27 protein-coding genes are annotated in these 24,546 nt (G+C 38.2%); 18 read left to right on the top strand and 9 right to left on the bottom strand.

The features are described from left to right. The first annotated feature begins 171 nt into the window (after window positions 1–171). Complete coding sequence (locus MLC52_RS02420) at window positions 172–1,215, top strand: YfdX family protein (RefSeq protein ID WP_434581140.1); 1,044 nt, start codon at window positions 172–174, stop codon at window positions 1,213–1,215. Here the strand turns inward: MLC52_RS02420 and MLC52_RS02415 are convergent. From MLC52_RS02415 to MLC52_RS02390, 6 genes are read right to left on the bottom strand one after another with little or no spacing between them, the layout of a single operon-like run. Next, window positions 1,212–2,138, bottom strand: coding sequence for an NAD(P)-dependent oxidoreductase (locus tag MLC52_RS02415; RefSeq protein WP_434581139.1), 927 nt, complete (start codon window positions 2,136–2,138; stop codon window positions 1,212–1,214). The two genes, MLC52_RS02420 and MLC52_RS02415, sit on opposite strands and share 4 nt — an antisense overlap. Then, window positions 2,139–3,059 (bottom strand): EI24 domain-containing protein, encoded by a 921-nt coding sequence (locus MLC52_RS02410; RefSeq protein ID WP_434581137.1) that lies wholly within the window; start codon window positions 3,057–3,059, stop codon window positions 2,139–2,141. A gap of 1 nt (window position 3,060) precedes the next feature. After that, window positions 3,061–3,288 carry a hypothetical protein gene (locus tag MLC52_RS02405; RefSeq protein ID WP_151900998.1) on the bottom strand — a complete coding sequence of 76 codons (228 nt, stop codon included), beginning with the start codon at window positions 3,286–3,288 and terminating at the stop codon, window positions 3,061–3,063. 59 nt (window positions 3,289–3,347) lie between these two features. After that, complete coding sequence (locus MLC52_RS02400; RefSeq protein WP_151900999.1) at window positions 3,348–3,641, bottom strand: DUF4282 domain-containing protein; 294 nt, start codon at window positions 3,639–3,641, stop codon at window positions 3,348–3,350. 15 nt (window positions 3,642–3,656) lie between these two features. Then, entirely contained in the window at window positions 3,657–4,877 is a 1,221-nt protein-coding gene (locus MLC52_RS02395; RefSeq protein WP_434581134.1) for an NAD(P)/FAD-dependent oxidoreductase, read from the bottom strand. 39 nt (window positions 4,878–4,916) lie between these two features. Beyond that, on the bottom strand, window positions 4,917–5,462 hold the full coding sequence (locus tag MLC52_RS02390; RefSeq protein WP_346389354.1) for a DedA family protein: 546 nt from the start codon (window positions 5,460–5,462) through the stop codon (window positions 4,917–4,919). 145 nt (window positions 5,463–5,607) lie between these two features. Here MLC52_RS02390 and MLC52_RS02385 point away from each other — a divergent pair, with 145 nt between their 5' ends. The 13 genes from MLC52_RS02385 to MLC52_RS02325 are packed head-to-tail and all read left to right on the top strand — an operon-like array spanning window position 5,608 to window position 20,122. Next, window positions 5,608–9,057, top strand: a complete 3,450-nt coding sequence (locus MLC52_RS02385; RefSeq protein WP_434581132.1) for a hypothetical protein — start codon at window positions 5,608–5,610, stop codon at window positions 9,055–9,057. Then, on the top strand, window positions 9,054–9,677 hold the full coding sequence (locus tag MLC52_RS02380; protein WP_434581131.1) for a type II secretion system protein: 624 nt from the start codon (window positions 9,054–9,056) through the stop codon (window positions 9,675–9,677). The genes MLC52_RS02385 and MLC52_RS02380 overlap by 4 nt, the downstream gene beginning before the upstream one ends. Further along, window positions 9,674–10,567, top strand: a complete 894-nt coding sequence (locus MLC52_RS02375; RefSeq protein ID WP_434581129.1) for a type II secretion system protein — start codon at window positions 9,674–9,676, stop codon at window positions 10,565–10,567. Before MLC52_RS02380 ends, MLC52_RS02375 begins: the two co-directional genes overlap by 4 nt. After that, entirely contained in the window at window positions 10,567–11,028 is a 462-nt protein-coding gene (locus tag MLC52_RS02370) for a hypothetical protein (protein ID WP_434581127.1), read from the top strand. The genes MLC52_RS02375 and MLC52_RS02370 overlap by 1 nt, the downstream gene beginning before the upstream one ends. Beyond that, window positions 11,025–11,483, top strand: coding sequence for a prepilin-type N-terminal cleavage/methylation domain-containing protein (locus MLC52_RS02365; RefSeq protein ID WP_434581125.1), 459 nt, complete (start codon window positions 11,025–11,027; stop codon window positions 11,481–11,483). Before MLC52_RS02370 ends, MLC52_RS02365 begins: the two co-directional genes overlap by 4 nt. Window positions 11,484–11,527: 44 nt before the next feature. After that, window positions 11,528–13,003, top strand: a complete 1,476-nt coding sequence (locus MLC52_RS02360; RefSeq protein ID WP_434581123.1) for a hypothetical protein — start codon at window positions 11,528–11,530, stop codon at window positions 13,001–13,003. A gap of 1 nt (window position 13,004) precedes the next feature. Further along, window positions 13,005–13,619 (top strand): hypothetical protein, encoded by a 615-nt coding sequence (locus tag MLC52_RS02355; protein ID WP_434581122.1) that lies wholly within the window; start codon window positions 13,005–13,007, stop codon window positions 13,617–13,619. After that, window positions 13,616–13,954 carry a hypothetical protein gene (locus MLC52_RS02350; protein WP_434581120.1) on the top strand — a complete coding sequence of 113 codons (339 nt, stop codon included), beginning with the start codon at window positions 13,616–13,618 and terminating at the stop codon, window positions 13,952–13,954. Before MLC52_RS02355 ends, MLC52_RS02350 begins: the two co-directional genes overlap by 4 nt. Further along, window positions 13,951–15,510: a type II secretion system protein GspD gene (locus tag MLC52_RS02345; RefSeq protein WP_434581118.1), complete on the top strand. Its 1,560-nt coding sequence runs from the start codon at window positions 13,951–13,953 to the stop codon at window positions 15,508–15,510. Before MLC52_RS02350 ends, MLC52_RS02345 begins: the two co-directional genes overlap by 4 nt. A 9-nt stretch (window positions 15,511–15,519) precedes the next feature. Then, on the top strand, window positions 15,520–16,305 hold the full coding sequence (locus MLC52_RS02340; protein WP_418641040.1) for an AAA family ATPase: 786 nt from the start codon (window positions 15,520–15,522) through the stop codon (window positions 16,303–16,305). Further along, window positions 16,298–17,206: a tetratricopeptide repeat protein gene (locus MLC52_RS02335; RefSeq protein ID WP_434581116.1), complete on the top strand. Its 909-nt coding sequence runs from the start codon at window positions 16,298–16,300 to the stop codon at window positions 17,204–17,206. Before MLC52_RS02340 ends, MLC52_RS02335 begins: the two co-directional genes overlap by 8 nt. Then, complete coding sequence (locus tag MLC52_RS02330) at window positions 17,203–18,882, top strand: GspE/PulE family protein (protein ID WP_346389343.1); 1,680 nt, start codon at window positions 17,203–17,205, stop codon at window positions 18,880–18,882. The genes MLC52_RS02335 and MLC52_RS02330 overlap by 4 nt, the downstream gene beginning before the upstream one ends. A gap of 1 nt (window position 18,883) precedes the next feature. Next, the gene (locus tag MLC52_RS02325; protein ID WP_151901015.1) at window positions 18,884–20,122 is read left to right on the top strand and encodes a type II secretion system F family protein; all 1,239 of its coding nucleotides are present in this window, start codon (window positions 18,884–18,886) and stop codon (window positions 20,120–20,122) included. Between the two features lie 113 nt (window positions 20,123–20,235). Here the strand turns inward: MLC52_RS02325 and MLC52_RS02320 are convergent, their stop codons facing one another. From MLC52_RS02320 to MLC52_RS02310, 3 genes are read right to left on the bottom strand one after another with little or no spacing between them, the layout of a single operon-like run. Further along, window positions 20,236–20,733, bottom strand: a complete 498-nt coding sequence (locus MLC52_RS02320) for a type II secretion system protein (RefSeq protein WP_151901016.1) — start codon at window positions 20,731–20,733, stop codon at window positions 20,236–20,238. A 49-nt stretch (window positions 20,734–20,782) separates the two neighbouring features. Then, entirely contained in the window at window positions 20,783–21,220 is a 438-nt protein-coding gene (locus MLC52_RS02315; RefSeq protein ID WP_434581113.1) for a type II secretion system protein, read from the bottom strand. A gap of 57 nt (window positions 21,221–21,277) precedes the next feature. Next, on the bottom strand, window positions 21,278–22,540 hold the full coding sequence (locus MLC52_RS02310; protein WP_434581111.1) for an arsenic transporter: 1,263 nt from the start codon (window positions 22,538–22,540) through the stop codon (window positions 21,278–21,280). Window positions 22,541–22,884: 344 nt separating this feature from the next. Here MLC52_RS02310 and MLC52_RS02305 point away from each other — a divergent pair, with 344 nt between their 5' ends. The 4 genes from MLC52_RS02305 (at window position 22,885) to MLC52_RS02290 (ending at window position 24,539) form a co-directional block, all read left to right on the top strand. Further along, window positions 22,885–23,208: an ArsR/SmtB family transcription factor gene (locus MLC52_RS02305; RefSeq protein ID WP_151901018.1), complete on the top strand. Its 324-nt coding sequence runs from the start codon at window positions 22,885–22,887 to the stop codon at window positions 23,206–23,208. Next, the gene (locus MLC52_RS02300) at window positions 23,205–23,633 is read left to right on the top strand and encodes an arsenate reductase ArsC (RefSeq protein ID WP_151901019.1); all 429 of its coding nucleotides are present in this window, start codon (window positions 23,205–23,207) and stop codon (window positions 23,631–23,633) included. The genes MLC52_RS02305 and MLC52_RS02300 overlap by 4 nt, the downstream gene beginning before the upstream one ends. Further along, window positions 23,614–23,868 (top strand): hypothetical protein, encoded by a 255-nt coding sequence (locus MLC52_RS02295; protein WP_151901020.1) that lies wholly within the window; start codon window positions 23,614–23,616, stop codon window positions 23,866–23,868. The genes MLC52_RS02300 and MLC52_RS02295 overlap by 20 nt, the downstream gene beginning before the upstream one ends. Window positions 23,869–23,942: 74 nt before the next feature. Further along, complete coding sequence (locus MLC52_RS02290; protein ID WP_151901021.1) at window positions 23,943–24,539, top strand: peroxiredoxin; 597 nt, start codon at window positions 23,943–23,945, stop codon at window positions 24,537–24,539. The last annotated feature ends 7 nt before the right edge of the window (window positions 24,540–24,546 follow it).

Below are 24,546 nucleotides of genomic sequence, written 5' to 3'. Positions count from 1 at the left end.
TGCACTCCTTGAAATACTTTTTACTTTTTGCTCTTATGAAAGTATTGTACTCCTTTTTCAGTAAACAAATATCCAATAATATACAACTATTTCCAATACAGTGTTTACTGTCTGTTATCAATTATATTTCATAATTAGACTAAATAAACTTGATATTAAAAGGATAAAGTTATGAAAAAAAGAGTTATGTTATCAACAGCATTGGCAGCCGTACTGCTTTCAAGCTCAGCACTCTATGCAAGCTACAATGACAGTGTTTCAAAAAAAGAAGAGAGAGCCATTAATAATCCGACTTCGGTAAAAGGTCACGCTGCTGCCCAGGCAAAGGTGGAAGAATCCCAATCCAAAGAAGAATTTATGCGTAAAATGGATGCTAAATATTTTCAATCAGATGCAAAAAAAGAGGATATGCGAAGGCTGAAAGATGTTGTCAATCAAGAAGCAGACCAACACAGACAGACCCTGCAAAAAGCACCAAAAGAGATTGCACAGGCACTCAGACAGACAGTTGCAGCCCTTAAAGCTTTGCAAAAAAGAGACACAAAAACAGCAAAAGATGCCCTCAACAAAGCCACTAAACTTTTTGACACGGCACTCAAAAACAATCCGAAACTCACACTCGTACCGGTTGCAGATGCCATAGAGGTTCATGATTTTACAGGAGATGCCAAACTGGTCAAACACATCATAAAATCTGCGCAGGATCTGCTGGATGATTATGATACACAGGCGGCCAGAGCCATTCTCATGCCTTTAGAAGATGAAATGGTAATGACAACACAGTATCTGCCGATGGGTATGTATCCGCTTGCGACAAAAGAAGCACTCAAAGAGTTAAACAAAGGCAAAGCCAAAGAGGCTTTTTCAATGCTTGTCACTGCCTTAAACGGTATAGTCATTAAAACAACCATTGTTCCTTTGCCGCTTATTACGGCACAAAGCCTGGTAGTCGAAGCATCCAAACTCAATAAAAAAGAGAAAGACAAAGCACTCAAGCTGCTTGATTTGGCACAGGATGAACTTGAAAAAGCAGTCTATCTGGGTTATACAAAGAAACATGCGCCTGAGTATAAGATGCTGCAAAAAGAGATTAAAAATATTGAAAAAGAGATTAAAGGGAAAAATATTGTTGCAAAACTCTATGAAAAAATCAAAAAAGATTTTGCATCACTGCTTACAAAACATGAAGCGGACACAAGTACAAAAAAACACTAACTGTACTCACGATTACATGCCAGTTTCAGACAGTTTGGCAACTGTCTGTCTGCAAGAAACGCCTTCATGTTTTCTAAAGAGATCTGCATAATTCTTTGCAGAGCCTCTTTTGTATAGTATGCCATATGCGGCGTGTAGAGAATGTTATTTCGATGAATGTACTTTATGTCGCTTATGACATCGAGACAGAGAATATTTTTCATTCTTCCGTACAGCACATCTTCAATCAGCTCTCCGCGCGCCGTATTGACAATTATGGCATCTTTTTTTAGTCCTGCTGCATTTTTTTCATTCAAAATATTTTTTGTAGCCGGTGTCAAAGGAAGTGCCAGCATCAAAATATCACTTTGTGCTATCACAGAGTCCAAATCACAAAAATCAATCCCTAACGCATCGACAATCGGTTTTTTTGTCCTTGAACAGGCGACTACTTTCATTCCAAAGCCTTTGCCAATTTGTGCCATTTGCGAGCCTATGGTTCCAAGACCGAGTATTCCCAGTGTTTTTCCCGAAATTTCCATACCCTGAAGATCACTGTAGTCAAAATTGTTTTGTTTTGTGCGCTGCAGAGCCATATGTGTATGTCTTGTGGCATTTAAAAGCAGTGAAAATGCAAACTCTGCAACAGCAGGACCGCCATAGCCTGCAACATTCGAAACAAGCAGTCCGCGCCGGTAGAGTGTATCGCATTTTATATGATCATAGCCTGTTGATCTTGTCTGCAGGTACTTCAGTGCCGGAAGTTTTTCTAAAATTTCATCGGTGATGCGAGAGTGTACAAAAACAGAAACAGCATCATACTCCTGCATCTCTTTGAGTGCCTCATTGACAGTCTCTTCAAAAAAGAAGAGTTCCTGCTCTTTAAGATGCTCTTGAAAAAAAGCTTTTTCTTCCGGTTTTGTCTCAAAAAATGCAATTTTCATCTACAGTTCCTTTTGAATTTCTTTCAAATAATAAAACATTGCAGTTTCTCCAAAAAACGGTCCAAAAATATTAAAAATCGGCAAAAAGTTAAAAAGTGCTGTGACGGCGCTGATAACAAAAAAGCCCGATTTGTATCCGGAAAGCTTTACTCTTTTTTCCTTTGGTATCACCAAAAGAGCACTGTCGTTGACAAAAGTATCTTTAATAAGCCAAATCCATAAGCCGAGTTGCAAAACAAAATTAAGCACAGGGATAAACAGCAAAGGAAAAGCAACAATCGAAACCACCGTATATATCGCTATATCCAGCAGTCTGTTTTCGCTTGCTTTGACCTCATCTTCCTGTAAAAGCGGTTCATAGGGAAAATGCTCTTCATTGATATCTTCCAGCAATGCCTCACTGAAAAAGCTTGTTATCAGCAACATACTGACAATGATACCGCTGTAGATAAAATAGATCCCCAGCAAATATGCCAGACTTTCCTGTACTGTCTCAAACGGCAACCAGTTAAAAAGTCTTAAAAACTGCTCATGCAAATATGCACCTTTAAAAAACCATATTACAGCCCAAAATACAGCACTTAAAAATACAACAAGCAGTGAAAAGGAGCTGTACTTTTCTTTAGAAACCCTCTCTAAAATCATATTGCCAAAAAATGCCAAAATCAGAGCAAATGTTACCAATACCAGAGAAAACCATAAAAAGGAGGAGAAGATCCAGGCTCCGTTTGAACGAAGCATAGAAAACGGTACCAAATCAATAAAACCTGCGGCGACAGAGATAAGTCCGCCCCACATAAAATAGCCGATGATCGACCAGACAATGGTAACGGCTGCCCCTATTGCCAAGGCACGTTTCATTATTTTGTAATTGAGTATTTCACTAAAACCAAAAAGTATTGCTTCTATAATGTTTTGCATCTTACTTTTTTTCGCACTTCATTGCATTTGCTTTGATGAATGAGAGTTTACTGAGTATATGCCCGAATTCGGCATCTTCTTCTTCAAATTTCTTACGAAGTTCGGCTCTTTTTTCTTCTAAAATCTCTATCTGTTTTTCAACATCTTTAGGATTTACATAGCATTTTTTTGCCGCTTCCTGCTCTTTTTCAAGTACCCAATCCATTGCTTTTTTTAAAAAATCTACCATTTTTGATACTCCGTTTATTATTTACATGTAACAATTATAACCCTTATTTTATTAATTTTTCATACTTTTTGAGAAATTTTATAAAGATAATCATGCATGTCAAAATAGCCGATCATTCCTTCGAACAGTATTCGCAGGCACAACTCCATACATAAAAAAATCACACCAAAAAAAAGAATAAGCACAAGTTTGTTTTGTTTGCCTAAAGCCCTCTCTTTCAAAAAAGAAAATCTTTTTATAAGAAAAAAACGCATCTTCCATACCAACACCGGCACAAACAAAGCAAAGATATAATAAAAGAAAATAAATATATCCTGTGCAATGAATGTATTAAAACTTAAGATATTCCACATGTACAATTATACCCCTTATAAAAATTTCACAAGTCTGTCTGTTGCATCAAGAACAAAATCCGGCGGCATATGCCCTTTGTTATAGTAGAGATAATTGTCAAATCCCCATTTCATCATTTTTGCAAGCGGTGAATGAAAAGCAATATCTCTGTTGCCGCCGTAAAGTACATTTGAAGCAATAAGCGTGGCATCATGTCCGCCCATGTTCATAATACAAAAGACTTCTAAATCATAAGAAGGTATTTCTATATCTTCTCCCAATTCTTTCATCACAGCAGCCGCAGCAATAGCCCCCTGAATAATAGCGACATGTCCAAGTTTTGGCTGTGCAAGCGCCGTAGCGTCACCTGCTGCAAAAATGTTCGCATAATCTAAATGGCGCATCTGTTTATCTGTAGGAATAAAACCTTTTTCATTACCCAGACCTGATTCAATTAATACTTTTGGAGCACTGTAGGGAGGAATGACAATCGCTAAATCACATGCCATTTTTGAGCCATCTTCAAATGCTACATAATCTTTCGCTATTTCTGTTAAGACTTTTTTATTGGAAAGCTTTATGCCTCTTTCTTGCATAATTTTTCCAAGAGCATTTCTTGGCGTATCGCCGACATCTTCAAAAAATATCTCACCAGGAGTAAAAACCTCAATCGTATAATCTTTGGTACGTTGCAAACCTTTGTCATGTGTGAGGTAAAAGTCAAGCATAAACATTATTTCGCCTATTGGTCCTTCACACGGTGCCAAAAGTTTCGGTGCATCAACGCGTGTTCCCCAACTGCTTTTTGCAGCACCCGTTATTATTTTTCCGCCTTCAAAACTTTGTACTTTTTTCCAAAGTTTTTGCGCCTGCAGCTCGTCACACACCGAATAGCCAAACTCTTTGAAACCCTTAATCGCATCATAATCTTTTATAGCACCCGGTGCTAAAAATATGTAATCATAACCAAGCATTTCACCATTTTTCAGTGTAAGCTCATTTTTTGGGGCATCAATATTTATAACTTCATTTTGTACAAACTTTGCTCCGCGGTTCTCTAAGGTGTGTTTCAGTTCTATCAAAGAGTGTGAAACAGGAGCGCCTTCAAAAGAGACCTCGGGCAAAGAGGGCTTCAAAAGAGAGTGGTTTCTTGAGTCAACAACGGTAACTTCTATTTTTTTACCGATAAGATGGCGAATTTTGTAAAATATATGCAAGCCTGCAAAACCTGCGCCTAAAATAACGACTTTTTTCATGTTTGATCCTTATAAGTGCCTGATTTTGACTGTAACATTTTACTTTTCCTCTTTATTTTGCAAAAAGATAATCAAAACAAAAAACAGTACCAGAAACAGTACAGACAAATGTTTTTGCAAAACAATCATTATGCCGATGATGCTTTCGCCAAACAGATAGCCCAGCGATGTAAATACAACCGACCATAAGAAAACACCGATAATATCCGCAATGAAAAACTTCCAAAAAGAAAATCCTGACATACCGACAAAAAGCAGTGAAGGAATGTGTGTTCCGTATATAAATCGCTCAAATATTATAACTAAAATGCCATGCTTGTGAAACCAGTGTTCAATGTTTTCTATCCGCTTCTTATAATGAACAGGTAGAAAATCTTTTTTTTTGATAAGAAAACGACCGCTTGTATAAAGAAGTATATCGCCGATCAAAGCGCCGGCAGTAGCAATCAGAATAATTTTCTCAATAGAAAATACTCCTTTTTTGGCTAAAAATCCGGCAAGTGTCAGCCCTATTTCTCCTTCGAGGATACTCCAAAAGAACAATATCCAATAAGAAAAATGATGTAATAAAAATTCCGTTATCATCTTGTTTTCTGTCCTTTAAACGTTCACAAATAATAGCGCATTTTTGACAACACTGTTCAAAAACGCTAAAATAGAGGGTTCATTAAAGAAAAGTTAATGTAAATAACAGTTATAATAAACAAACTAATCTCAGGAAAAAGATGCAATGCAGCAAAAAAGAATTATTATAAAAATTTTATTACTTTTATCTCTTTTTTCAATCTCTCTTTATGCAGATATTCAGCTAACAGGGAACTTGCATCCTGGAGATAATGATTCTAGCAGTTTTACACCTTCTGATCCTCTTACAAATGACACTGAACATACATATGATTATTATCTTAATAATCCTACAAAGTTTTATCTAAGTGAAGACAGTGATATTACCGCAGTAACCCTTGCTGATTTTGTCAGTGACAATACGAATATATCTGTTCAAGTATATATTGACGGTACGCTTGTGGGAACAGGTACAAACGGGAATGCTACCATAGAATTAGATACAACACTCAGCCTTACTAATGGCTATCATGACATAGCCCTAACCGGGAGTTGTTATGATAGAAGAGGTAACGAAACCACTTGTGGAAGCAGGAGGGTGAAAGATATTGATGATTTTTCTTTTAGTAGCATTACGCTCCTATCAGCACAAACATCTTTAGCCTACCATTTTATTCAAAGAAGGCATACAGGAGATGACAATGATGATGATGACAACTATGATATTGATGAGACCGAGTATAGTTATTATCCTGATGCATTTGAAGCACAAAGTGTTACATACAATATAAATGATACCAATGCATATGCCGGATTTGAAATATATCTTTCCCGTGTAAGGGACATTCATCAAAATGGAGTAAACAAACTCACTGTTTATGATACCGGCGGTGGAGTCATCACTTCCTTTGATCTAAATAACTCATCAACAGATACCTTTGACTTTAATGCTCTTTATGAGAACAATATCAGTAATATTGGTTCTGTAACTGTCATGAGCGGTGATACAGGAAGCTTTATTGATGACATTTCTTTTGGGGAACTCATTCTCATACCTCTAAGTTTTGCAGATTTACAAGAGAGAAAAAAACCAATTATTGACTACCATTTTGATGAATGTTCTTGGGATAATGACAGTAATACATATGAAATAAAAAACGACGGAACACTTGGTAATGATTATAATGCAAGCGCCCTAAACGATGCAAATATTTCTGAAGGCAAGATTTGCAGTGGAGGCGACTTTATAGATGGTCAAAAAGCAATTATTGCAAAAAGCCCTATCAGTCTGCCAAGTACATATACTATAACAACATGGGTAAAATTTCCACTTAGTTCATTGAACCATAGAAGTTTTCGAGAAGGTAGTTTTTGGAATCGAATTAATGTCTATTATTATAATATAGCTGACAAAACAGGCAGTACAAATGATTATATATATTTTAAAGAAGATACAACAAATAACAAATGGTACCTTTGTGTTGTAGAGAATGCATATGAATGTCAAGAGTACAATCCGCAAAATTTAAACGGATGGAATCTTTTGAGTTTTCGGGTCTCTTCAAGTACAACACTCTTTGACGTCAACGGAGTGAATCAACTCAGTTTTACTCAATCTCCAAGCAGTACCGCTTTAGGTCTCCTTTATAACTCAGACTATACTGCAAATGATGATATCCCCAATGGACAATCCTTAGGAGCACTCAGTGATGAGTTTCGTATTTATCGTCGTATTTTAGATACAAATGAGCTCCAACAACTTCTCAATGAAACAAGGATTTGTCCAACATGCGGCGGCAATCAAAACAACAACAAAACAACCCTCTTTAATGCAGTTAGTTCCATTGGTGGCGTTACATGTAATGCGGTAAACGACTGGGATAACAACCTTACTACACAAATAGTCAATAAGCCTTATGGCCTTTACATTCTCTCTAAAGATGCACTGACACAGACTGAAGCAAGTGCAGCTGACATTACAAAAGTCACACTTAAATACTATGATGACGGAAACACTACAGACTGTGGCGGCAATCTTCTTGCCAATGTCGTAAAATGTGATGACGCAACCAGCACTACATGTAACGATACCAATGCAAGCGGCTGTGCTTATTATGACAATATGACGATAGATCGCGCTGTAAAATGTGTTCAGGTTTACATAGAGGGAAGAGACCAGAACAATACCTCTTTGGACACAAACAGCTCTTATTCAAATGACAATTATGCCGTACGCCCTGTAAATTTCACATTGAATGTCACAACTTTACCTCTGGTTGCAGGCGCAGATTTCAACACCACTTTTCAAGCTTTGGATGCAAACGGCAATCCCTCCACAGACTATAATGAAACAAAGAACAGTTCTTTTAAAGTGGACGCAAATATCACAAAAAGTACATGTACTCTTGGAAGCTTTACGATGGAAAATTTTTCCTTTATCAACGGACAAAAAAATGATGTCAATGCAAGCTACAGTGAAGTCGGCGAACTTAATATCACTATACAAGAGATAAACGGCAATGAATTTGCAAAAATAGATGCAGATGACACAAATGACATTCAAAGACTGATAGAACAAAATTCGACAACAGTCTCATTTGCACCACATCATTTTTCCATCATAAACTATAGCTTTACACGCAACAATCCGGATCAGGACTGGCGATACATGGCGAATGTCAATGATGCCAATATCAGCATCACCTTTAATGTCCGGGCACAAAACGAGCAGAACCAGACAACACAAAACTTTGATGCTCTGTGCGCTGCAACGGATATCGGTGTAAAAATAGATCTCAACACAACGAATGATGATGCGAATGCAAGCTATTTTGAGCGTATAAACAATACCGTTACAACCGGACATGATACAAATTTAAGCAATATGAACCTGAATGCTACAGTCAATGACAGCAACTTCAGTTCCGGAGACTCTACACAAATAGAGTATGCCCTCAATGTCTACAGAGTCTTCAACGCTCCAAAAGAACCTCGTACTATCACGGTCACAGAGGTAAACACAACAAGCTCCAGTGTCATAAACAGAGGATTGACTCCGGAAAACAACAGCAGTAAATTTTACTATGCAAGACTCTATACACAGGATTTGGCAACTTCTCAGACAACTGATACCGTGCAGGCAAAAGTACTGGTCTATGACAGCCTTGCAGACAGTTATGTAAGTGATTTGAATTTGACAGAAGAGTTGAGTCACTGGTATCACTATGTCCCTCAAAACGAAAATACAAACGGAGACATCCTTACTCTGAATGTTTCAAGAACTACAACGAAAAAATCGGCGGATGATGACGGAATGAGCGCAACAGTCAGTTTTGATACAAACGGCACCTTTAGCATAACTGTCAACAACCCAAATCAAAATACACTGACTCACTATATTCATTTGGATGTCAGTCCATGGATCTGGTATGTCCATGAAAATTTTGGCAGTGACTATAACGAAAGTGTCGGCAGCAGTTGCAGTGAACACCCCTGTATCAAATACAATTTCAATACACAAAGCAGCGGAACAGGTGTCAGCAGCGGGAATGTCAACGGTGTCTCTTTTGATGTCAATGTCTCCAAAAATTCTCGAGGAATCAGGCTGCTGCGATGAAAAAAGCATTTACACTGATAGAACTTATCTTCTCTATGGTTATCATCGCCATTGCTTTTTCTGTATTGCCTAAAATTCTGCAGCTCTCCATCAAATCATCCACAACAAGCTTAAAAGAAGAAGCAATGTTCAATGCCGTAGCCTATGTCGGCTTGATTAAATCCACTGCTTGGGATGAGAACAATACAATAGTTGATGACATTCTTCTTGTGACTAGCGGCAACAGTGTTTATGACTGTAATGAAACATCAGGCTACAGAACAGGCGGTATGAAAGGCTCTCGGAACTGCTTTCACAAGAAGTATGCTTCTGCCCTTGAGCCTGACAGCAATGATTTGGATGATATGGATGATTTTATTACACTCAATGCAAAAAATTCCAGCAGTTCACGGGACTATAACCTCAGTGTAAATGAATACTATGTAGATGATATTGCACTCACAGGAACCATATATCCAGATGAAAACAACATTAGTACCGGTTCCACTAACACAAAACTTATAACAGTGACAGTACAGGCAAATAAAAAAGGAAATGTTTTAGGCAACAGCTTTGTAAAAATTTCTTTTATTGCCCAAAATATCGGTCAAATCAAAGTAAACAGAAGAGTGTGGCAATGAGAAGAGCGGCAACCCTTATAGAAATGATATTTGTCATTGTCATTATTTCTCTTTTGGCTACGGGTTCATTTAAAGCGATGCAGGCAATTTTAGTGCGTGAGTATAAAGCAAAACAGCTGACAAACCTCTCTTTGGAGTCTCAGATTGTTGTCAACCAAATCAGTAATTATTTAACGCAGCGCATCGTCTACAGCACCATTGGATACAACCCCAATGACGGCAGTTTTGAGTATATAGGCGATTTGACAAGCTCCAAACCCGTACTTGAATGGATAGGCAGAGCCAATGACTTATACCTTGAAAAAAGATACAGTGGCTTTTTTGATATGGCAACAAAAACCGGTACAAAAGTCGCCTCATACGGTATAGACGGCACTGCCATAGATACAAGTAAAACAGCTCTTATATTCGCAGGAAGTTTTGACCGTTCACAAAGTGACAGTGCAAATATAGCTTCGAGTTTCGGCTGGCATGAAAGCGACAGAGAGGACACCTATGATATCACAATAAGTGATCAAAATATCTCTCTTGACAACCCTGTCCCGCAATTTCTGTATGAAAAATATTTTTTGGTTGAGAGCGCTTATGCTATCGCCAGAGGAGAAAATATCGATCAAAATGCCACCTGTATCACAGATCTTGGCTTAAAGAGCAAAGATGTCAACAGTACTCTTTTTCTCTTTTCAAACTACAGACCGTGGAAGCAGGAAACATTTTGTGCAGACAAACAGGGCAACTCCAAAGTGGGAAATGTCTCTGTTTTGATGCAGAATATAGACGGTTTCAACTTCAGTGAAGTTGATTACACGATACGCATTCTTCTGGATGTCAACAAACAGATTCGCGGCGCCCACCCGGTGCACTTTTCCAAAATGAAGGTGGTATTTTAATGCGCAGCGGATTTAACCTTTTAATGGCTATTTTCATCATTCTTCTTTTAGCCGGAGCAAGTGTACTGACACTCAAGTACACTTCAATTTCTGCAAAACATTTTGCCGACAGCTATATAAAAGAGCAGGCAGAAATTTTTTCCCAAAGTGTTTTAGAGACAACAATTTTAAAAATTGAAGGGACAGACAGAAGTACCGAGTGCCTGACACTCTTTAGCCTTGATTCGGCAGACGGCAAATTTACAGCAGATGTAAATATTTCAACATATTATCTTTATGCAGATGACTATGACAATGCAACCGGGACAAACTGCAACAACGTAAAAAAAAGAATTCAGACAGAAGAGTCAAACGGCTATGTTCTTATAAACATCACTATACAGACAAACAGCAGCAATAATAAGATAGGAGACTATATATCTCCCGTCAGAATCGTAACAAGGAGCCTGCAACGACCATGAGAACAAAGGCCTATACATTAATAGAATTGATTTTTGTCATAATCATCATAGGGGTTTTAGCCGGAACAGGATTTTACTATTTTAAACCGCATTACCTTCAAAACGATCGTGATTTTTTAGAACTCCAACTCAATACAACCCGATATGAAGGACTCAATTATGACAAAAGAAACCCGTCCGGAAGTATGGATTATACTATAGGATGTATTTCGCAAGAGAATTTTTTCACCGACAGAACAACAATTGATACACATTATAAAGTACATGCTGTATTTACGGTAACTCCAAATGAGAACATTCTCTGTTTTGATACACTCGGACGCGTACACAACGGAACTGACGGAAACAAAACAACACAAAACTCATTATTGACCAGTGATATTGTGATAACATTAAGTTACAATAACGAAGAAAAAAACATTACAATTGACCATTTCAGCGGTGACTTAAGGTAACCTAATTCATATTTTGTTATAATAAAAGAAAATAGGATTGGTTTTTGGCTGAAAATGCAATAGTTCTTCTTGATAATGAACATACTGTTATTTATGACGGGCAAAAACCTGTTTTTGATACAAAGAACAAGGACCCTGAACTTTTCACTGCAGTTGTTGTTCCCTTAAAATATATTCACTCTTTTTCTTTTAAAATTGCAAATACAATCAGCGATGATGAACTCGCAATGAAAACAGAACTCAAAATGTACAAAGAGGGCGGACTTGATGTACAAAAAGAGTATGCTGTTGATTTTATCAAGTATGAGCTTGACCATGAGTATCTCATCGAAGCCTTTGCCCTTTCTCTTGATGATTTCAATCACTATATTGCGAATTTTTCATATAAAATAGATGTAGTCGACCTTGCCCTGCCCCGTTTTTTGATATATGAAGCACTTTATAAAACAGAAGAAGAGAAAAAATCAAATGATTTGTATATCTACATCAGCGACGACGAAGCTTTCGGAGCGATATACCAAAACGGCAGATATATCGGTCACAGGGTTATCAATTCACTCAATGCTATCTCGAAACGGACAGGCCTGGAACTTGTAAAACTCAAAGAATATTTACAGGAAAAAGGCTTTAACCGTGACAACTACGGGCTTGAAGAGACCTTGATTTTAGATACCGTCATTGAAGTCTTTTCAAAAGATATAGAAAAGATTGTCTACTCTATCAACCATAAACGCGGTCTTTTCGGATTGACCGGCATAGATACAGTTATCATAGATTTTGAAGGGCACACTCTCGAAGGCATAGGAGATTTTTTCTCTCAATATGGCTTTGAACCTGTTATAAAACCTTTAACATACCATATACAGCAGGCAACACCTTCTCTTTCTGTCTTGCTTGAGTATCTCTTTGGGCTGCATCAGGGAGCAGATTTTCATCAGGTTAATTTAACACATCTTGAAAGAAAAAAACCGCTATCGCAGTATACGGGCTTTCGCTATCTTATAGAAACACTTATTACAATTGTTGTTCTTTTAGGTATCGGCATCTTTGTCAGCTACTATCTCAACCAACAGCAGGAAAAAATTACCCTCCTTGAAGTCAAAGCAAAAGAGCGAAAAAAGAAGACAGAAGATCTCTCTCTTCGTGTCAAAAAAATCAAAAAGAAAAATGATCGGCTGCTCAAAGAAAAAGAAGAGCTTGAAGACAAAATATTTGTATATGAAACGACCTTCAGGGTTATTCCTATGATAGGACAAATTGGGATAAAACGGCAAAAAATGATGAATGACATTCTGAAAGTACTGAAGAAGTACTGTTTGAGTGCCTCCTCTATATTTCAAAAAGATGAAAAAAGATTTGAGATTCAACTCATCTCGCAATCCGCTAAAAGAGGTAACATTTCCAAGTTTATGCATGATCTTATAGAACTGGGATATAAAAATGTTATGACGAAAGATATTACTTATGAAGACGGTGTCTATAAAAGTAAAATCTATATCAGTGTAAAAGAAGTTGAGTAGCATGCTAAGAGATAAATTTGAAGAGATAGAGAATTTAGATTCCAGAAAAAAAACTGGCATATATATTGCTATTCCTTTTATACTGTTTGCTCTTTTTTACTTTCTGTTTCTTTCCTCTGCCCTGGATGAGTTTGATGCCAACCTAAAAAAGACAGAAGCACTGCAAAAAGAGTTAAGCAAACCGACTCTTAGGCTGCTTTTGGCAAAAACAGTTCGTTTAAAAAAAGAGATTGTAAAAAACAAAACAGCAATTGAGCAAGACAGAGAGCAGTTGAATTATTTTCAGCATAAACTGGATTCAAAAAGTTTTCTGTTTATTTCCAAAAAGTCAATCAGTCTCTTTTTGGACAAACTTTTAGATAATTCTTTGCACAAAGGTGTCTTGATTCAAGCCATCACTCTGCACAATGAGAACAAACCCTACATAGGGAATTTAAAACTGAAAAAGGTCATCGATGTCAATGCCAGCGGACGATTTTTAAATGAACTCTCTTTTTTGCGCAGCGTAGAAAAAAGTACCATGCTGATAAAAGTTGAGAACCTGCACATTTTTTTGCAAGAAACGAATCAACCGCTTTTCTCTTTTGAAGTAAAATTTTATGGAGTTGAGAAATGAAAAAAGTGATTTTAGCCTCTGTGTGTTTTCCTTTTTTATATGCAAACTCTCTGCCCATTGTCAACTATGACCCTTTTTACAAAAGTCAGAAAATACTGCATACACGCCATGCCAGCAAAAGGCAGAGCAACTCTTTTGTACTCAGTGCAATTTACAACAACCGTGCCTTTGTCAACAACAGATTTTATACTGTCGGTGAAAAAATCCAGGGCTATAAAATAAAGAAAATATATAAACAATCCGTTGTTTTGCAAAACCGCAGCCGTCTAAAAATACTGCATTTGCAAAAAAACCACCTTATCCAAATCAAACAAGCAAAAAGAGAAGAAAAATGAAAATACTACTTTTACTGTTCCTCGCACATACCCTGTTTGGATCCACTGTTTGTGAAAACCAGCTCTTCTCACTCAGTGCCTACAAACAAAAACAAAAAAGTGCTATAGAAGTCGCTTCGATTTTAAAAGAATTAAGTGCTACCTGTAAGCTCTCTATTGTATTCAATGATGACGTATCCAAAAAAATGCTTCATAAAAAACTGGATTATGTCAATATTAACAACTATACTTTTGAGCAGTTTTTAGACTTTCTGTTTAACGAGGCAAATCTTTTTTATACCTATGAGCCTACAAAAAACACCCTGGAAGTACAATATCTCAAAACAAAAACCTTCAATGTTGATTATATATACCTAAGTGAGTTGAGCAGTGAAAGCAGCAAGTCTATCACGACCGGTGCGGCAGGTATTTCGGCAGGTATTTCAGGAGGAGGTGCCGGAGGCCTTTCTGGCGGCGGCGGAGGATTTGGCGGTGGCGGTGCCGGTGGAAACAACAGAGGACAAAACAGCGGAAATTCATCTTCGAATGATTCTACGACAATTAGTTCAAAATCAAGATTCACATACTGGGACAATCTACAAAGTAATGTTTTAAAGCTCTTTCATAAAAAGGAAAATGTAAGAATATTCATTAACAAAGATGCCTCTCTTTTAACCGTCACCTCAACAAAAAAGAACCTGGAAAAGGTAGACAGATATCTTAATGTTTTACTGAAAAAAATGCACAAACAGGTGGCTATAGAAGCAAAAATAATAGAACTCACCTATGATGACAGCTCCTCAACCGGCATCGACTGGAGTAAGCTTGATTTGTCTTTAAGCGGAAGCATCACTAATGACCCGGGGGCTGAAGGGGCAACGCTTTTAAACAGACCCACATACAATCTGGCTTACAGTTTTTCAACAGCAAAGTTTTTAAAATATTTAAAAACATACGGAGACATCAAGGTCCTCTCCAACCCAAAAGTTGTCACAATGAACAACCAGCCTGCTGTTATCAATGTAGGCGATCAACTCTCCTATAAATTCCAGTCAGGTTCCGTGACAACAACAGGAGGCACAGCAGCAGCCACTAATCTTTTTTCTGTTGGTTCTACCTTTATAGGTGTAACGCTTTATGTTATTCCTGAAGTAAGCCAAAACAATGAAATCATTATGAAAATAAACCCTGTGGTTTCCAAACTCGCTGACAACACCTCCACAACAAACACCGCTTCAAGTGCTACACGGGAACTTCCGCCTGATACAAAAATAAAGCAGATGACCTCTATTGTACGCATTAAAAACAATGAAAAAATAGTCATTGGCGGGCTTGTCAGCATCACTAAAGGCGGTTCTTCTGTAAAAGTACCTCTTTTGGGAGATATCCCGTTTTTTGGATCTCTCTTTAACTATAAAGAGAAGATAAAACAAAAAACAGAGATGTTTATTATCATACAGCCCCATGTTGTAACGACAAAAGCTATGCCGACACTCAGAGACATTGATTTAAAAGATCCGTTTTTTCAATCAACTTTTGACAAAAACAGTACCATTGAGAATACAACCAATGGGTAGGTTTGCCAAATGAACTATTTAGAACTTGCCCAGTGTTTTGAAGAACAAAACAGTTCTGAACATTATCATCAAAACAGTGAAGTGCTTCACATAAAAAATACAATAGAGAGCATCTTAAACAACAATACAAAACAACTCCTCTTTTTAACAGGCGAACCAGGCGTAGGAAAAAGTGCTTTTTTAAATTACATCGAAGAGCAGTTTACTTATGACATTATCAAATTTGACATTCCTTTTTTGGAACCTATAGACTTCGTAAAAATTCTAATTCAAAAAACGCAGACAGAAGTTGCCAACTACTCCTTAGAAGAACTCATCAAGCAGGTCATCTCTTTATACCAGAATTCAAACTATATAGTAGTACTCGATGAAGCACAGCTGCTCTCTAAAGATATGATTGAAATCATTCGGATTCTGGCAGATTCCAAGGCATTCTGGTTTATCCTCGCTATGCATGAGCATGAGTCACAAAAGATACTCAAAGAGCCACAGTTTGCATCAAGACCACACAAGGTTCTCAAGTTGCAAAATATTTCAATGCAGGAGTGCAGAGAGTACATTTACACAGAACTGCAAAATAAAAACGCCTCTATGCTTGCCGGTGAAATCACAAAAAAACATATAAAAGATATATACAGACTCAGTAACGGCAATATGCGCGTACTCAAAAAACTTCTCTATACCTCCTTTTTACTCATTGACTATGCGCAAAAAAATGATAAAGAGCATTACAAAGCATTTAACAAATGTATTCTGACTATGGCTGCCATAGACGGAGGGCTGATCAATGCATAATTTTGACGACTTGCAAAAACGCTGTAAAAAATATGCAATGAAAAAAAAACTGAAATATGCCCTGGTCGCTGTTTCTGTAATTATCGCTGCTGTGCTTCTTTATCTTTATGCGCTTAAGCAGGTATCGACTCTTCCTGAGAAAAAAACTTCTGCAAAACCCAAAGCTGTTACAAGTGCGCATCCTGTAAAAAAAACAGCACCCAAAAAAGAAGTGCAAAGAGAAAAAGTCAAAAAAGTATCAAAAAAAGTGCAAACAGATGCAAAAAAATACTCTTTGCAGTTTTTGGTAGCATCTCCACGCTATACAAACAGAATCAAAAAAGAAAAAAAGCATCTCGAGACTCTTGGTTTTGTCAATTGCAAACTGCAGCAATCTTCTGTTTACATCCACCTTGTATGTAATGAATCAGACACTTTGCAAGACCTTGATCCCTATATAAAACTGGCACAAAGAAAAAAACTGGACTATGTTATCCGGACACAAAATAATGATGCCCTGCAGCAAGAAACAGTGCCAGAAAAAAAAGAGAAAGTTAAAAAAGCAGTTCCGCCGTTGCAAATACAAAAAAATGTACAAAAGACAGTGCCCCCAATGATCAAAGTGCAAAGTGCTGATACACAGGAGCTTCAAAAAAGGTTTGCACAGACTCCAAATTATGCCGTAGCACTTGTCATAGCACGCAACTATTACAAAGAAGGCAACTACAAAAAAGCGATAGTTTGGGCAAAAAAAGCAAATCAGCTTAATAAAAGTGATGCACAATCCTGGATAATTTATGCAAAATCTCTTTATGCACTGCATCAGGATGCCAAAGCCAGGCAATTGTTGCATATATATTTGCAGTATGAAAATTCGGATGCAGCGCAAAGCCTGTTAAAACAATGGGAGCATACTCAATGATAAACAAAAAGATAAGACTCGGTGACCTGCTGATTGAAAAAGGATATATCACACAAGAGCAGCTTGAATCTGCTCTGGCCAAACAAAAAGAGCTTAACTTTACAAAAAAACTCGGTGAAATTTTTATTGACGAGGGGTACATTTCACAAAAAGAACTGCTTAAAATGCTTGCAACTCAACTCAAAATTCCTTTTGTCGACCTTTTTGGCGAAAAAATTGATTTTGAAAAAATTGTTGCAAGGTACCCGATAAATTTACTAAAAGTCGCCCATGCCATTCCTTTTAAAGAGGATGAGGACTTCATCTATATGGCAACCAGTGATCCGCTTAATTATGATGCTTTGGAGAATTTGGAAAGAAGCATATCCATCAAACCGATGAAAATTTCTTTGGCCTATGAAGATGACATTAATGTTATTTTCAAAAGAATAGAGACGCTTAAAAAAACAAAAGTCCTTATAGATGAAGTAAAAAAAGAGTTACAGACAGAGGGATTAAAAAAAGAGGGAGAAGACAGCGCTGTTATGCGGCTTATTCGACTGCTCATCAGCGATGCTATTGCAAAAAGAGCCAGTGATATCCATATAGAACCCGAAGACAATGACAGAATGATTGTACGCTCCCGTATAGACGGCGTTTTGTTTGAAAATTTCATTTTTGATATGGAGATTTACCATGCCATCTCTTCACGCATCAAACTTTTAGGCAATATAGACATATCCGAAAAGCGGGTTCCCCAGGATGGAAGATTCTCTTTGAACCTTTTTGACAAAGCCTATGATTTCAGACTCTCTACCACGCCGACTATCTTTGGCGAATCTATCGTTATGAGAATCCTCGACAGAGAAAAAGTTCTTTTAAAACTCGAAGATTTGGGCTTTGCAGATGAAAACCTGGAAGCATTTAATGACCTGATTACCTCGCCTCACGGCATTTTACTCATTACCGGACCTACGGGTTCTGGTAAAACAACCACTCTGTATGCGGCACTCAATGAGATAAAAAGCATCTCCAACAAGGTTATGACGGCAGAAGATCCTGTTGAGTACAGACTGCCTCTTGTGCAGCAAATCCAGGTGAACGAAAAAACAGGACTCACTTTTGCAAGAGCAATAAAATCTTTTTTACGCCAGGATCCTGATATTATCCTCATCGGTGAAATTCGTGACAGCGAAACCCTTGATGCCGCATCCCAGGCTGCCCTTACCGGACATCTCGTACTCTCAACACTCCACACAAACGATGCCCCGGGAGCAATCCCGAGAATGGTACAGATGGGGCTAAAACCCTACTTGATTTCAGATTCTCTTATCGGTGTTGTAGGACAGCGTCTTGTAAGAAAGATTTGTCCCTACTGCAAGCATGAGGTAAAAATACAAAAATCCCAACTGCCAAAAGTAGAAAAATATATCAAGCCTGACGCTGTTGTTTATGAAGGGAAAGGGTGCTCAAAATGTGATTTTACAGGGTATTTCAACAGAACAATGATTTCAGAAGTTTTTGTTCTTGATGAAGATACCGCAAAGCTTATCTCTGAAAATGCAAATAAAATAGTTTTGGCAGAGTATGCAGAAAAAGCGGGAAAATACAAGCCGATGATTTACGACGGAATGAACAAGGTACTCAAAGGAATAACAACTGTTGCGGAAGTACTGCGTGTAACCAAGGAACATTAGGGTGAAGTATTTTAAAATTGATTACAAATTTGGGAAAAAACGTTCCTCCGTTGTTCTCGAAGCACAAAACAAGATAGAAGCCATGGAGAAGTTTTTTGAAATGGAACTTGGCGTTCTTGTAAAAATTCAAGAGACTTCAAAACCGCTTGAACAGTCATTTCAAGACCTTTTGGCAAAATACAACGACCCTATAGGCAAGGGAAAAGTTGATCAGGAGAGGCTCATAGCACTGCTCGATCAAATGGCAATTATGCTTGATGCAGGGCTTCCTCTCAACTATACACTCAGCGAAGTAACAAAACACCAGGAAGACAAAGCTCTCAAAGCCATATTTGAAAAAGTTTTAAACGACATAGAGAGCGGAAAAGGTTTTTATGCTTCCGTGCTTCCGTTTCAAGAGCAGCTTGGAAGTCTCACTGTTGCCATGATTCAGCTTGGTGAAGAGACAGGCCAAATAGCTGAATCACTCACACATCTCACCGATATACTCCAAGACATTCTGGATAACCGAAAAAAATTCAAAAAAGCCACACGCTATCCGCTGGTCATCGTGACAGCCATGGGTATTGCATTTAGTGTTGTGACAATTTTTGTTATTCCCCAGTTTAAGTCTATCTTTGAAAGTTCACAAATGGAACTGCCTCTGCCGACAAAGTTTTTACTCTGGCTGGAGTATGCTTTACGTGTCTATGGTCCCTATATTCTTGCCGGTGCTGTATTTTTGGCGCTTACTATTTCTTACATGTATAAAAAGAGCGACAAAGTTCATATGTTTTTGGATAAACTGATACTTAAAATTTACATTATCGGCAAAGCAACTTTTTTTGCAATGATCAGTCGTTTTGTCTATGTGTTCAGCGTACTTGTCAAAGCAGGAATTCCCATGCTTGAAGCTCTGCGCATAGCCTCCGGAATTATAGACAATGTCTACATCAAACAAAAAGTAGACAGAATTGCGAGTGCTATCGAAGAGGGGAAAAGTCTGAACCAGGGTTTTGAAGAGACAGAACTTTTTGAAAATATGGTTGTTGAGATGATAAAAGCGGGTGAAACCGGTGGTGGTTTGGATAAAATGCTGCAAAAAGTTGTCAAAATTTACAAAGACAGATTCAGCTATATTGTCGACAATATTGCTACACTGATAGAGCCTATACTGCTTGGGGCAATTGCAGGATTTGTTTTAATGCTTGCACTTGGAATTTTCCTGCCAATGTGGAATATGGTCGATATGGCAAACTAAAGGAGTCAGAATGGATATAGAGACAGGGAGTATCGGTATAGCAATTGTAAGTGCATTTATACTGGGATTTGCTTTATGGATTATACACAAAATGTCAAATTTATAAGAAAGTTCTATCCCTCTATAAGTATAAAAGTTCCGTTGACATCATTGTATTCCCAATGGTCTGTACTGTCAGGTTTGTCACTGCTGTTTTCGCCAATACCGCTGCTTGTGCTTGATGCCGGTCCGTGGTAGTCGTTGTTTGCCGTGCAGCTCCATTTTGCATCCACACTTGCCGGATTTTTCAGCAGATACTTAAAAGCCTGGGAATTTGTTGCTGCACACTCACCCAGTTTTTTAGGGTAACCGTTGTCACAGTCAAAAAGAGCATCACTCCCGTTGTTGCAGTCAATACTGTTGCCGTTTCCCCAGCTGAATGTACCCTCAGCGGTTATCCAGTCGGCATGAATATCATCGAGTGCAGACTGCACCGTCGCAGCCGTTGCCATTTCAGAAGAGATTTTGGCATTTGAAGAGAGGTGACTAAATTTTGGTATAGCAACTGCGGCTAAAACACCGATGATTACAATAACAAAAATTAGTTCTATGAGTGTAAATGCTTTTTTCAAACAAGCCCTTTATATAAAGAAGAGAGACTATCCCTTCTTTATAATATAATTAAAATGTTATAGTGTGTGCAGTTGTACTGTTTGTGTCATTTATTTGAGCACATTTTGCTTTTGTTTGAGGATCACCAAGTTGATTACAATCAACACCATAGGTAATAGTGGAAGGACCTGTCATTTGAATTTGTGCAACAACACCAAGATCGTTTGGACCTTGATATTGAGATGTATTTGCATCCGTCCATGTCCAGTTTCTTCCATTAAGATTTACTAAACCCTGCAGTGTATATGTTGCATTGTCTTCCAAATCTCTTTGATTTACTGCTGTAGATGCACCCGCACTTGCCATATCAGTCGTAACTTTAATGATATTATTCGCCTCTGCACTCTGTTTCAAGTTTTTAAATTTCGGAACAGCTACCGCTGCCAACACACCTATAATTACAATTACGAAGATGAGCTCTATAAGAGTAAAACCGCTTCTTTTCATACTACTTCCTTATATTAATATATCATACTCATTATATCGGTTTAAAACTTAAAAAACTTAAATTAATCCCAAAAGTGCGATAAATAAAACAGGAGGTGTTACTATAAGTCCTACTTTCATGTATTCGCTCCAGCCTATTTTGAGTCCTTTTTGTGCGAGTACATGTAACCACAGCAGTGTTGCGAGAGAGCCTATGGGTGTCATTTTCGGTCCAAGATTTGCTCCGAGTATATTGGCATATACCAAAGCTTCATTGCCTGCATAGCCGACTTTATCTATGGCGATGTCCATTATCATAATTGTCGGCATATTGTTCATCACAGAACTGATAACGGCCGACAAAAAGCCCGTACCTAGGACAGCTGCCGTTGTGCCCTGTGTATTGAGCATTGCTATCCATGAGGCAATGATGTCCGTTAATCCTGCATTTTTCAAGCCGTACACCACAACATACAGCCCGATACTGAACCATACAATCTGCCAGGGTGCCGCTTTGATTGTCATAATCGGTTTGACGGCCTTGTAATGGTTGGCTATTGCCAAAAACACCAAAGCCCCGCCGAGTGCAAAGAGAGACACGGGCAGGTGAAATCTATCGCCTATAAAATAGCCCAACATCAAAAGTACCAAAAAAGCCCATGAAATTTTAAACATTACAGAGCTTTTTATGACTGTAGAGGCTTCAGGCAAGGCTTCTACGTTTACATGTAAAGGAATATCCTTTCGAAAGTAAATCCATAAAACGGCAATGGAAGCAAAAATACTCAAAAGATTTGGCAGGAACATATTTTTGGCATACTCCACAAAACCTATGTCAAAGTAGCCTACTGTTACGATATTTGTCAGGTTTGAAATGACCAGAGGATTTGATGCGGCATCGCCTATGAAACCGCCTGCCATTAAAAAAGCAAAAATAGGCAAGGGCTTCATTTTCAGGTATTTCATCTTTGCCAGTAAAATCGGTGTCAAAATCAAAGCTGCCCCGTCATTGGCAAAGAAGGCTGCCACAACTGCCCCTAAGAGTAAAATATAGACAAACATTTTGTTTCCGTTTCCACCGCTGAGACGCGCCATTTTAATGGCTGCCCACTCAAAAAAGCCTATTTCATCCAGTACCATGGAAAGGATGATAATGCCTATAAAAGAGAGTGTCGCATCCCAGACTATATCTATCACTGTGAGCACATCATCAAAACTCACTATACCCAGCACTAGAGCGACGACAGCGCCAATAACCGCCGTCGTCCCTATCTGCAAACCTCTGGGCTGCCAGATGATAAAAACCAATGTCACTAAAAACAAACCAAATGCAAGTACCATACTTCACCTTTTATACTATTTTTAAAATCAATACTGTTGTTGCAGCCCTACTGCTCTCAGCCGGCACTGAAGTACCGGTTCCAAAAAAGCTGTTTAACTTAATGGCATCAGGCTTAAAAAACACAAAGCCCGCACTGAAGTACGGGTTCCCAAAAAGTTACTTCACTTTATGACGCAGTCTCTATTCCAAAAACACCTCGGAACCGGTACTTCAGTGCCGGCTGTTACAACTTTTGTGCATAATTTGTACGCTTTGGTGAAAGTATAACGAAATAAAATCTATAAATCAATATATCTTGATATTTGTGTTTTAATCTGCTATAATTTTGCAAACGGAGGATGCAATGGAAATATTTTTAAAAACTGTTTCGGCATTAAATGATGAAACAAGAGTCCTTTTACTGCGATTTTTGGATGAACACGGGGAGTGTTGTGTCTGTGATTTGCAGGAATCGCTTGATATGATTCAGTCTCGTCTCTCACGGCACCTGAAAATACTCAAAGAAGCCGGGTTTTTAAGAGTTGAGAGAAAAGGCACCTGGGGATTTTATGCTATTCGCTCACCGCTTGACAGGTTTCGCACAGAGGCTTTAAGAGAAATTCGGCATTTGGAAATAGCCTTGCCGCCTTTGAAAAAATCATCCCAAAACGGAGCATGTAAAATATGAGTCAAAAAAAAGAAGTTTTAATTCTCTGCACCGGCAACAGCTGCCGCTCCATCATGGCCGAAGCCCTTGTCAATGCGAAACTTGGTGAGTGTGTGCATGCCCAAAGTTCGGGTGTCAAAGCAAGCGGCAAGGTAAACCCTCACGCACAGGCACTGCTCAAACAAAAAGGGTATTGGAAAGATGAGTATCATTCAAAGGTGATTGAAACGGTGCTGGATACTCCTTTTGATCTGGTCATTACGGTCTGTGACGCTGCAAAAGAGAGCTGTCCCGTCTTTGCCAAAGCGGTAAAGACCTTACATGTAAGCTTTGAAGATCCAAGCGGCAAAGCAGAAGCGGAGTACGAAAAAACTCTCAATTTAATAGAAAAAAAGTTATTGCCAATCATAAAAGAGGAGTTATGCGATGAACAGAAAAGTAAATAAAACAGACAGCGGTGTAAAAATTTCCTTCAGTGGTGCAGTCAAAAAGCAAAATATCGTTTCCATGGTAGAAAACTGTGCCACAGGAAAATGCGAATGTATGAGTGATGCCACAAAAAGCAAAATCAAAAATATGTCTGTCAGCGGAAAAGACGGCGATGTTTCGTTAAAGCTTGACGGTGATGTAAGCACCCAAGAGATAGAAGCCGCACTGGCAAAATCAAAAGTTATAAATTAACTCAAAAAATATAGATTTTTATTAGTAAAAATTAGATAGAATCGGTTTATAAAATTAAACACAAGGACATATATATGTTAGTAACAAATCCAGCTCCAGATTTTACAGCTACAGCAGTTTTAGCTGATGGCTCAATCGTAGAAGACTTCAAATTAAGCGAAAATTTCGGTGAAAAAGGTACTGTAGTATTCTTTTACCCGTTAGACTTTACTTTTGTCTGCCCGTCTGAAATCATTGCATTTTCTCACAGATACGATGAATTTCAAAAACGCGGTGTGAACGTTGTAGGTGTTTCAGTTGATTCACAGTTTTCTCACTTTGCATGGAGAGAAACTCCGGTTGAAAAAGGCGGAATCGGCCGTATCAATTTCCCTCTTGTTGCAGACTTGACAAAAGATATTTCCCGTGCTTATGATGTACTTTTAAACAATGCAGTAGCACTTCGCGGTTCATTTTTAATAGATGACAAAGGCATTGTTCGTCATGCGGTTATCAACGACCTTCCACTTGGACGTAATGTTGATGAAATGCTCAGAATGATCGATGCACAGCAGTTTACTGATGAGTACGGTGAAGTTTGTCCTGCCGGCTGGGAAAAAGGTGACGAGGGTATGAAACCTGACGCCGAAGGTGTTGCCGAGTACTTGGCAAAACACGAAAAAGAGTTATAAAAATCTT

Origin of the sequence: Sulfurimonas sp. NW15 (assembly GCF_051132285.1) — a bacterium.
Taxonomy (GTDB): Bacteria; Campylobacterota; Campylobacteria; order Campylobacterales; family Sulfurimonadaceae; genus Sulfurimonas; species Sulfurimonas hydrogeniphila.
Note: the sequence above shows the minus strand (reverse complement) of the source record. Positions and strands in the feature narration are given on the sequence as shown.

Coding starts and splice junctions, on each gene's coding strand:
- MLC52_RS02420 (WP_434581140.1), top strand. CDS start 172: ATGAAAAAAAGAGTTATGTTATCAACAGCATTGGCAGCCGTACTGCTT.
- MLC52_RS02415 (WP_434581139.1), bottom strand. CDS start 2,138: ATGAAAATTGCATTTTTTGAGACAAAACCGGAAGAAAAAGCTTTTTTT.
- MLC52_RS02410 (WP_434581137.1), bottom strand. CDS start 3,059: ATGCAAAACATTATAGAAGCAATACTTTTTGGTTTTAGTGAAATACTC.
- MLC52_RS02405 (WP_151900998.1), bottom strand. CDS start 3,288: ATGGTAGATTTTTTAAAAAAAGCAATGGATTGGGTACTTGAAAAAGAG.
- MLC52_RS02400 (WP_151900999.1), bottom strand. CDS start 3,641: ATGTGGAATATCTTAAGTTTTAATACATTCATTGCACAGGATATATTT.
- MLC52_RS02395 (WP_434581134.1), bottom strand. CDS start 4,877: ATGAAAAAAGTCGTTATTTTAGGCGCAGGTTTTGCAGGCTTGCATATA.
- MLC52_RS02390 (WP_346389354.1), bottom strand. CDS start 5,462: ATGATAACGGAATTTTTATTACATCATTTTTCTTATTGGATATTGTTC.
- MLC52_RS02385 (WP_434581132.1), top strand. CDS start 5,608: ATGCAGCAAAAAAGAATTATTATAAAAATTTTATTACTTTTATCTCTT.
- MLC52_RS02380 (WP_434581131.1), top strand. CDS start 9,054: ATGAAAAAAGCATTTACACTGATAGAACTTATCTTCTCTATGGTTATC.
- MLC52_RS02375 (WP_434581129.1), top strand. CDS start 9,674: ATGAGAAGAGCGGCAACCCTTATAGAAATGATATTTGTCATTGTCATT.
- MLC52_RS02370 (WP_434581127.1), top strand. CDS start 10,567: ATGCGCAGCGGATTTAACCTTTTAATGGCTATTTTCATCATTCTTCTT.
- MLC52_RS02365 (WP_434581125.1), top strand. CDS start 11,025: ATGAGAACAAAGGCCTATACATTAATAGAATTGATTTTTGTCATAATC.
- MLC52_RS02355 (WP_434581122.1), top strand. CDS start 13,005: ATGCTAAGAGATAAATTTGAAGAGATAGAGAATTTAGATTCCAGAAAA.
- MLC52_RS02350 (WP_434581120.1), top strand. CDS start 13,616: ATGAAAAAAGTGATTTTAGCCTCTGTGTGTTTTCCTTTTTTATATGCA.
- MLC52_RS02345 (WP_434581118.1), top strand. CDS start 13,951: ATGAAAATACTACTTTTACTGTTCCTCGCACATACCCTGTTTGGATCC.
- MLC52_RS02340 (WP_418641040.1), top strand. CDS start 15,520: ATGAACTATTTAGAACTTGCCCAGTGTTTTGAAGAACAAAACAGTTCT.
- MLC52_RS02335 (WP_434581116.1), top strand. CDS start 16,298: ATGCATAATTTTGACGACTTGCAAAAACGCTGTAAAAAATATGCAATG.
- MLC52_RS02330 (WP_346389343.1), top strand. CDS start 17,203: ATGATAAACAAAAAGATAAGACTCGGTGACCTGCTGATTGAAAAAGGA.
- MLC52_RS02315 (WP_434581113.1), bottom strand. CDS start 21,220: ATGAAAAGAAGCGGTTTTACTCTTATAGAGCTCATCTTCGTAATTGTA.
- MLC52_RS02310 (WP_434581111.1), bottom strand. CDS start 22,540: ATGGTACTTGCATTTGGTTTGTTTTTAGTGACATTGGTTTTTATCATC.
- MLC52_RS02305 (WP_151901018.1), top strand. CDS start 22,885: ATGGAAATATTTTTAAAAACTGTTTCGGCATTAAATGATGAAACAAGA.
- MLC52_RS02300 (WP_151901019.1), top strand. CDS start 23,205: ATGAGTCAAAAAAAAGAAGTTTTAATTCTCTGCACCGGCAACAGCTGC.
- MLC52_RS02295 (WP_151901020.1), top strand. CDS start 23,614: ATGAACAGAAAAGTAAATAAAACAGACAGCGGTGTAAAAATTTCCTTC.
- MLC52_RS02290 (WP_151901021.1), top strand. CDS start 23,943: ATGTTAGTAACAAATCCAGCTCCAGATTTTACAGCTACAGCAGTTTTA.